Origin of the sequence: Saccharomonospora iraqiensis subsp. paurometabolica YIM 90007 (assembly GCF_000231035.2) — a bacterium.
Classification (GTDB): Bacteria; Actinomycetota; Actinomycetes; order Mycobacteriales; family Pseudonocardiaceae; genus Saccharomonospora; species Saccharomonospora paurometabolica.
In genome coordinates, this window is the sequence record NZ_KI912187.1 from 12235 (window position 1) to 18288 (window position 6054).

The 6054-nt window shown below is 73.3% G+C and carries 8 protein-coding genes; 5 read left to right on the top strand and 3 right to left on the bottom strand.

Going from position 1 to position 6054, the window contains the following annotated elements:
* Window positions 1–383 (top strand): ATP-binding domain-containing protein (locus SACPADRAFT_RS24615; protein ID WP_040923754.1); only part of this gene is annotated, 383 nt, incomplete at its 5' end.
* Window positions 384–392: 9 nt separating this feature from the next.
* Window positions 393–989, top strand: a complete 597-nt coding sequence (locus tag SACPADRAFT_RS0200905) for an FKBP-type peptidyl-prolyl cis-trans isomerase (protein WP_007026105.1) — start codon at window positions 393–395, stop codon at window positions 987–989.
* A gap of 66 nt (window positions 990–1055) precedes the next feature.
* Here SACPADRAFT_RS0200905 and SACPADRAFT_RS0200910 read toward each other — a convergent pair whose 3' ends face one another.
* On the bottom strand, window positions 1056–2027 hold the full coding sequence (locus tag SACPADRAFT_RS0200910) for a quinone oxidoreductase family protein (protein WP_028662122.1): 972 nt from the start codon (window positions 2025–2027) through the stop codon (window positions 1056–1058).
* Between the two features lie 383 nt (window positions 2028–2410).
* Here SACPADRAFT_RS0200910 and SACPADRAFT_RS0200915 point away from each other — a divergent pair, with 383 nt between their 5' ends.
* The 3 genes from SACPADRAFT_RS0200915 (at window position 2411) to SACPADRAFT_RS0200925 (ending at window position 4385) form a co-directional block, all read left to right on the top strand.
* Complete coding sequence (locus SACPADRAFT_RS0200915; protein ID WP_007026107.1) at window positions 2411–3088, top strand: DUF3159 domain-containing protein; 678 nt, start codon at window positions 2411–2413, stop codon at window positions 3086–3088.
* An 89-nt stretch (window positions 3089–3177) separates the two neighbouring features.
* Entirely contained in the window at window positions 3178–3507 is a 330-nt protein-coding gene (locus SACPADRAFT_RS0200920; RefSeq protein ID WP_007026108.1) for a hypothetical protein, read from the top strand.
* On the top strand, window positions 3504–4385 hold the full coding sequence (locus tag SACPADRAFT_RS0200925) for an ATP-grasp domain-containing protein (protein ID WP_007026109.1): 882 nt from the start codon (window positions 3504–3506) through the stop codon (window positions 4383–4385). Before SACPADRAFT_RS0200920 ends, SACPADRAFT_RS0200925 begins: the two co-directional genes overlap by 4 nt.
* A gap of 120 nt (window positions 4386–4505) precedes the next feature.
* Here the strand turns inward: SACPADRAFT_RS0200925 and SACPADRAFT_RS0200930 are convergent, their stop codons facing one another.
* Window positions 4506–5447: an acyl-CoA desaturase gene (locus tag SACPADRAFT_RS0200930; protein WP_007026110.1), complete on the bottom strand. Its 942-nt coding sequence runs from the start codon at window positions 5445–5447 to the stop codon at window positions 4506–4508.
* A 128-nt stretch (window positions 5448–5575) separates the two neighbouring features.
* Window positions 5576–6054, bottom strand: a 479-nt coding sequence (locus SACPADRAFT_RS0200935) for an oxidase assembly protein (protein ID WP_040923755.1), incomplete at its 5' end; no start/stop codon positions are given.

Genomic DNA, 6054 nt, shown 5'->3' on the forward strand with positions numbered 1-6054 from the left:
CCCGCACCGAGCTGGCGGCGCGGCTGCCGGAGCTGGTGGAGGACGAACGTGCGCGGCTCGGGGACGGCACGCTGGGGGTGCTGTGCCCGGCGGCCGTCGAGGGCGAGCTCTCGGCCGAACTCGCCCGTGCGGGGGAAGCCGCGCCGGACGACCCGGTGCGGACGCCCCGGGTGTCGGTGCTGACCGTGGAGCGCGCCAAGGGGCTCGAGTTCGACGGGGTGATCGTCGTGGCGCCGGACGAGATCGTCGCCGAGTCCGTGCGCGGGGCGAACGACCTGTACGTCGCGCTCACGCGGGCGACGCGACGGCTCGGTGTCCTACACACGGGTGAGCCGTTGCCCGCGTTGTCAGGCGACGGGAGCGCGCAACCGGGGCCCGGCTAGGGTAATCCCATGCGCAATGCTGGCAAGATCATGACCGCGGCGGTCTGCGCCGCCGCGCTCGCGGCCTGCTCCCCGCCGAGTGAGCAGCCCTCGGACGTGCCGCCGGACACCGGAGCGTCGCCGGGGGCCGGAGCTCCGGAGCAGCCGACCGGTTCGCCGGGGGAGCAGGAGCCGCAGGAGGAGTGCACGGCCGAGGACATCACCGTCACCGAGGAGGGCGAGGCCGGTGGTGAGGGGCCGCAGGTCACCATCCCCGAAGGCTGTGCCGTACCCACCGAACTGGTGACCCGCGAGCTCGACGAGGGGGTCGGGCCGGGCGCCGAACCGGGCGGCCTCGTCGAGTTCGACTACACGATGGTCAGCTGGTCGGGTGGCGAGGTCCTCCGCAGCACCTTCGGTGAGCCCGCGACGGAGACCGTCGAGTTCGGTCAGGAGCAGCAGGAGTTCGACGCCTGGGAGGAGGCGCTGGTCGACATCAAGGAGCGCGGCAGGCGCCTGATGGTCGTCCCGGCCGAGGAGATCTCCGAGGCCGACAGCGGTCCCGCGCAGGCCGACGAGGCCGTCGTGATCGTCGCCGAGGTCGTGGCGGTCGACACCCCGCAGTGACCCCGCCCACCCGTCGGGTGCGCACGTGCCGGGCCCGCCCGCGACCGGTGGGCGGGCCCGGTCCGTTCACGGCAGCAGCAGCACCTTTCCGGTGGTGCGCCTGCCCTGCAGATCCTCGTGGGCGGCCCGTGCCCGGGTCAGCGGGTAGCGGCCGCCGACCCGGACCGTGAGCGCGCCCGAACTCACGGCGTCGAACAGTTCGCCGACCCGCCAGTCGAGCTCCGCGCGGGTGCGGGTGTGATCGACGGTCTTCGGCCGGGTGAGGAACAGCGAGCCGCCCGCGTTGAGCCGCTGCGGGTCGATCGGCGGCACCGGGCCGCTGGCGGCCCCGAACAGCGCGAGCAGTCCCCGGGGCCGCAGCGCCGACAGGCTGCCCTCCCACGTGGAGGCGCCGACCCCGTCGAAGACCACCGCGGCGCCCTCGCCACCGGTGAACTCCCGGGTCGCCTCGACGAAGTCCCGTTCGGTGTAGCGGACCACCTCGTCCGCGCCGGCCTCCCGCGCCAGCCGCTCCTTCTCCCCGGTCGACACCGTGCCGAGCACCCGGGCCCCGCGCGCCTTCGCCAGCTGCACGAGCAACAGCCCGACGCCACCGGCCGCGGCGTGCACCAGGACCGGGTCACCCTCGCCCACCGGGTACGTCGACGACACCAGGTAGTGCGCCGTGATCCCCTGGAGCATCGTCGCGGCGGCGGTCTCGTCGGACACGGTGTCCGGGATCCGGACCGCCACGTCGGCCGGAACCACCGCCTTCTCCGCGTATCCGCCCGGGGCGCCCTGCCAGGCGACGCGGTCCCCGACGGCGAACTCGTCCACCTCGGCGCCGACGGCGGCCACCCGTCCGGCACCCTCGAGCCCGGGTGTGTAGGGCAGCGGCACCTCGTAGATGCCCGCACGCTGGTAGGTGTCGATGTAGTTCACCCCGGCCGCGGCCACGTCGATCAGGACGTCCCGGGGGCCGGGATCGCCGGGTTCGCTCTCGGCGGGCTCCAGCACCTCCGGTCCCCCGGTGCGGTGCATGCGGATCGCGGTCACCAATGCGGTTCCTCCTCGTCGTCGTACGACCGTGGCGGTGTGTGCCCGTGCGGTCGTGCCGGTGCGGGACCGTGGACGGTCCGTCGCCCCAGTGTCGTCCCCGGTGCCCCGGTCCCGCGCCGGGGGAACAGGCTCCCGGCGGCGTGTTGTTCGTATCGGGTGCGTCCCCACGGGCCCCGGCTTCTCCCGGCCGGGTGCGGCCACGAGACCCGTGGCACAGCCGGGTGCGGCATTTACCCGGACGGATGTAACGTTTAGGCTACGGGCGACTCACGGATGCGTCATGCTGTCCGGTTCGAAGCCTCCGGTGGTGTACGGGCCCCCGAACCGTCCCCACCGGGTCAGCGGGCGCCGCTCCGGCCCGACCCGACCCGAGAGATGTGACCGTGCACCACCCCACGCTGACTTCCGATCGACACCTCGTCATCGAGATACCGCATCTGCGTGCCACCGCCTCCCGTGCCGTGGTGCTGGCCCTGGAGACGGCCGTCGTGCCGACCGTGTTGTTCATGCTGCTGCTGAACTTCACGAGTCTGGTCCCCGCTGCCGCCGGTGTGCTCGGCTGGAGCGCCTTCGTGATCGGACTGCGCCGGATGCTGCGCAGGGACGTTCCACACACGCTGCTGCTGGCCAGCGGAATGCTGGTGAGCAGCGCCGTGTTCGCCTTGATCACGTCGAGCGCGGCCGTGTACGTGCTGCAACCGGTCGTCGGTTCCCTGCTGATGTTCCTGCTGTTCGTGGGCAGCGCGGTGATCGGCAGACCGATCACCGCGCGGCTGGCCCGGGACTTCATCCACCTGCCCGCCGAACTGTTCGCCCACCGCACCGTGCGGCGGGTGTTCGTGAACGTGGCCCTGATGTGGGGCGGGTCCCGGCTGATCGACGCCGCCATGACGTACGGGTTCCTGCAGTGGAGCCTGGATGCGGGACTGCTGTCCCGCGGCGTGCTCAGCGGCCTGTTCACCGCGCTGACCATCGCGGTGTGTGCCGGGCACGGATGGCGCCGACTGCGCGGGCTGCCGGACGTCACCCTGCGCATGGCGCGGCCTCCGGAACCGGCCTGACCCGGGCGCCCGGGGCCGCGGCGGTGACGTGGACCGCTTCCCCGGGAACGGACTTCGGCCGCGGCCGGTCGCGTGCTTAGACTGGCGCCGTGACTGACACCGCTTCCGAGACCAGCGACCAGACCGCCGCCCGCCCCGGGAAGGCCCACCTGACCGCGGCCCGGACGTTCGTGGGCGAGCACGGCAAACCCACCAGGGCCGTGGTGGAACGGATCGGCCGCGCGGGCGCCCGGGTGGTGCTCGTCGGCCAGGACGGCGCGCTCGGCGACGTCGTGGTGCCCGACGTCGAGACCGGAAACGCCCTCGTGGAGGCGGTCGGTGACCTCGAGTCGGCCGAGTGGGACGCCGACACGGTCGGGGCCACCGTGATCGGGCCGGAGCACCGCCGCCGCATGGCCGGTCCCCGCGCCCGCCGGTGACGCGCGAGGTCCTGTTCGCTTCCTGCCGGAGACTGCCCGAGGGCGACGGGGACGAGCGCGCCGTGCTGCCGGCGCTCGCCGACCTCGGGGTGCGCGCGCGGTGGGCCGTCTGGGACGACCCGGACGTCGACTTCGCGGCCGCGGACCTGGTCCTGCCCCGTGCGACCTGGGACTACTCGACCCGGCACGCGGAGTTCCTCGACTGGTGCGGCTCGGTGCCGGGGCTGCGCAACACCGCCGACGTCGTGCGCTGGAACACCGACAAGCGGTACCTGCTCGATCTGGCCGCCGCCGGGGTGCCGGTCGTGCCCACCGTGCTCGCCGAGCCGGGGCGGATCCCGGACTGGCCGGACAGTGCCGAGTTCGTGGTCAAGCCCGCGGTCGGTGCGGGGGCGGTCGGCGCGGGGCGGTTCCCCGCGGACGCGGCCGGGCGGGAACGCGCCGCCGCGCACCTGACCGCACTGCACGACACCGGCCGCGCCGCGCTGGTGCAGCCGTACCAGGCCCGCGTGGACGCCGAGGGGGAGACCGCGCTGGTGTACTTCGGCGGTGTGTACTCGCACGCCTTCGGCAAGGGCGCCCTGCTCACCGGCCCCGACGCCGCCGACCCGGGGCCCCGCCCGTCGGGGAAGGTGGGCGTCGCCCACCCCCCACCGGGCTGTGCGGCGCTGGCCGAGCAGACCCTGGACGCGGCCGTGGCCGGGCTCGGACTACGCCGCAGCGACCTGCTCTACGCCCGCGTCGACGTGGTCCCCACCGACGACGGGACTCCCGCACTGCTGGAGCTGGAACTCACCGAACCCTCGCTCGGTCTCGCCCACGCCGACCCGGCCGCCCCCACCCGCTTCGCCTCCGCCCTCCGCACACACCTCACCTGAGCACCCGAGCGGGGTGTGCCGTGAAGGGCACCTTCCCTGCGTCACACGCGGTGAGGGGCACATTCGCTGCATCACACGCAGGGAATGTGCCCCGCACGCGGAACCGGTGACCGGGGGCGGTCAGGCGCGTTTGGCGGCGAGGCGTTCCGGGCGGGGCCACCGGACGTTGCGGGCCCAGCCCAGTTTCTCGAACAGCCAGATCACCCGCGCCGAGATGTCGATCTGGCCGCGCAGCACCCCGTGCCGGGCGCAGGTCGGGTCCGCGTGGTGCGAGTTGTGCCACGACTCGCCCATCGACAGGATCGCCAGCGGCCAGAAGTTGGCCGCCCTGTCCCGGCTCGCGAAGGGGCGCTCGCCCACCATGTGGCAGATCGAGTTGACCGACCAGGTGATGTGGTGGGAGAACGCGATCCGCACCAGCCCCGCCCAGAAGAACGCGGTCACCGCGCCCCACCACGACCAGGTGAGCAGCCCGCCGAGCAGGGCGGGCAGGGCCAGGCTCGCCGTGATCCACAGCCAGAAGAAGCGGTTGACCACCGTGAGGTCCCGGTCGGCGAGCAGGTCGGGGGCGAACCGCTCGTAGTTGGTCACCTCGCGGTTGAACATCCAGCCCATGTGCGAGTGCCAGAACCCGCGCAGCAGGGCCGTCGGGGAGGTGCCGAACAGCCACGGGGAGTGCGGGTCACCCTCCTTGTCCGCGAAGGCGTGGTGCCTGCGGTGGCTGGCCACCCAGAAGATGACCGAACCCTGCACGGCCATACTGCCCGCGATGGCCAGGGCTATCCGCAGCGGGCGGTTCGTCTTGAACGCGCCGTGCGTGAAGTAGCGGTGGTATCCCACGGTGACCCCGAGAGTGCCGACGGTGTAGAGCACCGCCGCGAGGGTGAGGTCGAGCCAGGTCAGACCCCAGCCCCAGGCGAAGGGGATCGCGGTCAGCAACGCGACGAACGGGATCAGCAGGAACGCCTTCAGCACGATCATCTGCGCGGTGCCGCGTTCGTCGCCGACGAGCGGCTTCGGCCCGGACGTCGCCGTGTCGGACGCGTGTGCGGTGGAGCTCATCGTTGCGGGTGACCTCGTATCCGTGGTGGAGAACTCGGGGCTCGACTTCAGTGCAGCACAGCGTATCGGTGTCCGCATGCGAACCGGCGGGCGACGTCCCGCGGACGTGCGTCCACGGACCGGACCGGTCAGCGTACGGAAGTATCCCCGGTGCGCTCCGTCTCCGGAACCCCGGCGGCGCCGGTGGCCGGGCTGCCGCTCCCCGCGCCGGTGGCCGGGGTGGCGCTCACCACCGGCCCGCGGTCACGGGTGGCGCACCACAGCGCCGCGGTGGCGACGATCACCAGCATCGAGCCGAGCACGTGCAGCGACACGAGACCCTCGGGGACGCCGAGCCGGTACTGGAGACTGCCGAGACCGCCCTGGGCGAGGGCGACGCCCCAGACCACGGCGTACCGACGCCACACGTCGGTCGGCACACCCGTACGCCACCACAGCAGGCCGAGTACGGCGAGGGCGAGCAGGAAGGTCAGCAGAAGGCCCGCGTGCACCTCCGTCAGCGTCGTGATCGGGGCGTCCAGCCGGGGCACGTCGGGGTCCCCGCCGTGCGGGCCCGCGCCGGTGACGGTGGTCCCGGCGACCAGCGTGCCGGCCAGCGCGGCCACGA